Source organism: Marinobacter sp. UBA2498 (assembly GCF_002341575.1).
GTDB lineage: Bacteria > Pseudomonadota > Gammaproteobacteria > Pseudomonadales > Oleiphilaceae > Marinobacter > Marinobacter manganoxydans.
This window is the reverse complement of record NZ_DDOI01000035.1, coordinates 1-2,296: the sequence shown is the minus strand read 5'-3', so window position 1 is coordinate 2,296 and position 2,296 is coordinate 1. Positions and strand designations below refer to the sequence as shown.

The window sequence follows — 2,296 nt, the reverse complement described above, 5'->3', positions numbered from 1 at the left end:
GAAAGTGAGAACAGAGATCAGCATGTCACGTCCGAAGTATCGTAAATGGATGGCTGAATCGGATCGCCCTCGGAGCGAATTGCCCGCCCAAGAGCCATGATCAGGGCCACAACCCCGTCAATCTTGTTTTCCGGAAACTCCTTCCGGGGATAGATGTTGTCCTTGGCATCCAGATGCGCCACCACGTTGGACATCATCCAGGTCAACACTGGGTCGCCGTTGTGCCGGATTCGGCCTTCGAGAGTAAGGGCTTCCAGAGTCTTCATGGGCTCGCTCATGTTCTGGACCGTCTGCCGGTACTCGATCATCGGCAGCCCCTCTTCCAGCATCCGCGTCGCCAGATAGGTTGCCTGCCAGGGATCGAACGCAACACTCTGGATATCCAGAAGGCCGGCAAGCTCCCGCAAGTCCTGCTCAATGAACGCAAAATCCGTGGTTGCACCAGGCGTCAGGGTTACCAGCCCCTGACGAGCCCACCCTGAATAGTGCTGGTTCCGGCCCTCTTCTGCTGCGTCCTCGGGTATGTAGTACTTGCCGAAAGCGGCGTACCCACCGTCGTCTTCTTCCACCAGGACAACCAACGCCGCGATGTCGATCTTGGAAGCCAGATCCAGCCCAATCCAAGCCTTGCGCCCGGCGCATCCCTCCAGCGTGAGCGCCGGATTGCCGCACCGCTCCCACGCCTGAAGATCCATCCAGGCCGTATCCGCGTTTACCCAGACGTTCAGATGCTTGGTCAGGAAGTTGTTAGTGGCCGCCGCCATCGTCATGGCCTTGCGAGCCTTGCGCTCGATGTCTTCCGGATTGACCGAAATTCCCCAGTTCGGGTTGGCCTTTATCCAGCTGGCCGGCTCCGTCCAGTCGTCGTCTTCGTCGATCGTGTAGATGATTCCGAAGTAGCTTTCGTCCTTGACCACACCTTCCAGAATCTTCGTCACGTAAGCGCGCTGCTCGTAGCAGATACCGGCCCGGTTGAACCCGGCCGTGGTAATCAGCCACAGCAGAGGCTGCTTTCGGGCACCGGTCGCTGTTTCGATAACATCGAAAATTTCGCGGGTCTTGTGCGCATGCAGCTCATCGATCAGGCCGCCGTGTACGTTCAGGCCATCGTGGTTACCGCCCTGGTCCCGGCTCAGGGAGCGAAACACGCTGTTCGTGTGCTCGACATAGATCGATTTCGAGCTTGTCGCGACACCAAAACGGGCCTGAAGCCCGGGCGTCCGGTCGACCATCTGCTTGGCGTCTTTCCAGGTGATCTGTGCCTGGTCCCGTGTGGTGGCAGCGCTGTATACCTCGGCGCCCGGCTCACCGTCAGCGGTAAGCAGATACAGGCCAACGCCTGAAGTTTCGGATGACTTGCCCTGCTTTCGAGGCATCTCGTTGTAGGCCGTCTTGAATCGGCGGTACCCGTCCTCGTTGATCCAGCCAAACACCGTAGTCAGGCGGAAGATCTGCCAGGGCTGAAGCTCCAGCCGCTTTCGCTCCCGCGCCCACTCGCCCTTGACGTGGGGCAGCAATTCGATGAACTGGCAGACCCGGTTCGCCAGTGCTGGCTCCCACCAATAGGGAAAATCTGCCGTGCCTTCCCTGTCCAGGTCTCGCAGCTGCCGCTGACAGGCCAGCCGTACCCATTTGCAGGCAGGAATCTCGCCGTCAATCACCTGCCGGATGTACTCCATTGCGATGGCGACGTAATCCCTGGTCATCAGATACTCTCGAATCCACCCAGATCGAGCTGGCCCTGGGCCGGCGCTTTCACCTTACTGGCACCCGCTGGAGTCAGACCAAATTCATTCGCACTCTTCATCACCTGATCCCACAGCTTGTTCCGGATCTGGAAATAGACCGACTGAACCGCATAGTTCTGCGGCGTGAAGTCCACCATGTCCTCCAGCCGTTTCAGCTTCTTGGTGATTTCCTCGAACTTGCCAACCGAGTCGCAATGAGCAGCAAACGCCGCCTGGTCCAGCAACGAGATCAGTCCGGCCTTTTCCAGCTGAGGCCCTACCTCAGACCAGTATTTCTTTGCAGAGCGCGGCAGCCACTTCGGGCATTCCGGCAGACCGATCGGCCGCTGCTCATTCGCACCGTGGCTATCCCGGTCCTTTCTGAAATTCCCTTCCAGGACTTTCAGCTGTGCCGGCTTTGGTCTACGTCCTGCAGTCATAAAAAAAAGGGGCACCCTTTCGGATACCCCCCCTACCTCAATTTTGCCATCGTAAAAAATCACGAGTGCTGGTCGGAGTGACCACTTACAAAGGCCTCAAGCCGTTTTGGAAAGCTCAAGGCCTGGATG

At 58.3% G+C, this 2,296-nt stretch carries 2 protein-coding genes; both read right to left on the bottom strand.

The features are described from left to right. Positions 1 to 17: 17 nt before the first annotated feature. Complete coding sequence (locus tag B2W52_RS03485) at positions 18 to 1,706, bottom strand: terminase large subunit (protein WP_286801308.1); 1,689 nt, start codon at positions 1,704 to 1,706, stop codon at positions 18 to 20. Beyond that, positions 1,706 to 2,167 carry a P27 family phage terminase small subunit gene (locus tag B2W52_RS03480; protein WP_286801307.1) on the bottom strand — a complete coding sequence of 154 codons (462 nt, stop codon included), beginning with the start codon at positions 2,165 to 2,167 and terminating at the stop codon, positions 1,706 to 1,708. Before B2W52_RS03480 ends, B2W52_RS03485 begins: the two co-directional genes overlap by 1 nt. Positions 2,168 to 2,296: the final 129 nt, after the last annotated feature.